At 47.5% G+C, this 752-nt stretch carries 1 protein-coding gene; it reads left to right on the plus strand.

Annotated features, from left to right (window positions below; translation table 11 throughout):
• Positions 1-90: 90 nt before the first annotated feature.
• The coding region (locus NQ012_RS12835) for an IS110 family transposase (protein WP_445013500.1) at positions 91-752 on the plus strand (662 nt) is incomplete at its 3' end.

Here is a 752-nt window from a genome sequence, read left to right on the forward strand (position 1 = left end):
CCCTGGGATTTTTTAACATCCGTGTCTTAGCCAAACGAGCAGATAACCAACCATCACCACAACCGAACAGTTGCACGACAACACAACCGAATGCAAGGAAGGTTTATGATGAGTATTCAAAACTATGGCGGCATTGATATAGCCAAAAAACACTTCGTTATCGGCATTACCGGTATGGCCAAAACCAAAACGGAAACCAACAATCCCAAAGGTTTCCAACATACCGTCGAGTATTTGCAAAAGCACTATGTCAGCCTGGTGGTGCCGGAAAGTACCGGCGGATTGGAAATCCCGCTGGCCAAAGCATTGCATCATGCCGGATTGCGGGTGGTCATTGCCAATCCCCGTCAAACCCATTCATACGCCCAATCATTTTCATTGGGGAAAACCGATAGCAAAGATGCCAAAATGCTGGCAGATTATGCGCAGGCAATCGAATTGAAAGGGTTGGCCGCAAATATGCTGTATCAGCCTCCCACTGTAGCAGAGGAAGAGTTGGAAGCTTTGGTAAAGCGCCGCAGCCAGTTGGTGGAAATGCGCACGGCCGAGAAAAACCGTTTGGCACAAATCCACTCCAGCCAACAGCAAAGTGTGGAAGATTTAATTCGGCACTTTAACACCTTGATTGCTGATCTGGACAAACAGATTGCCAAATACAACGACAGCAATTTTGACGGCAAAAACAAAATCATCGGAGAGATAAAAGGCATAGGCGACACCACTTGCGCCACCTTGATGTCGATGTTGCCCGA

This window comes from Neisseria dentiae (genome assembly GCF_024580525.1).
GTDB lineage: Bacteria > Pseudomonadota > Gammaproteobacteria > Burkholderiales > Neisseriaceae > Neisseria > Neisseria dentiae_A.